The sequence below is a fragment of the Mesorhizobium sp. M7A.T.Ca.US.000.02.2.1 genome (assembly GCF_003996995.1).
Lineage (GTDB): Bacteria > Pseudomonadota > Alphaproteobacteria > Rhizobiales > Rhizobiaceae > Mesorhizobium.
Genome location: NZ_RZTT01000887.1, coordinates 1 through 546, shown reverse-complemented (window position 1 = coordinate 546; position 546 = coordinate 1). Strand labels below are relative to the sequence as shown.

Here is a 546-nt window from a genome sequence, read left to right as displayed (position 1 = left end):
GCCATAGACGGTCAGGTCCTCGCCGCGCAGCGCCTGGACGATGAAGTTCGAAACCACACGCCCATCGTCGGGCTGCATGCGGCGCCCGTAGGTGTTGAAAATGCGGGCGACACGGATATCGAGGCCATAGGTTCTCGAATAATCGAAGAACAGGGTTTCGGCCGAGCGCTTGCCTTCATCATAGCAGGAACGCGGTCCGTGCGTGTTGACGTTGCCGAAGTAGCTCTCGGGCTGTGGATGCACGAAGGGATCGCCATAGACTTCGGACGTAGAGGCCTGGAATATCTTGGCCTTGTTCTGTCGCGCGAGTTCCAGAAGGTTCAGCGATCCAAGCACGCTTGTCTTGAAGGTGTGGATCGGGTCTGCCTGGTAGTGCGGCGGAGAGGCGGGGCAGGCGAGATTGTAGATCTCGTCGCACTGAAGATCCGAAGGCAGTGCATCGACGATGTCATGCTCGATGCAGGTGAAGCTCGGATTACGCAGAAGGGTATTGAGATTGTATCTTTTGCCGGTGTGGAAATTGTCCAGCGCGACAACGTCGTATCC

General features: G+C 57.3%; 1 protein-coding gene. It reads right to left on the bottom strand.

The window, feature by feature from the left end; all coding sequences use genetic code 11:
- Nucleotides 1–546: GDP-mannose 4,6-dehydratase (locus tag EOD15_RS35295; RefSeq protein WP_127409386.1), on the bottom strand; the 546-nt coding region annotated here is incomplete at both ends.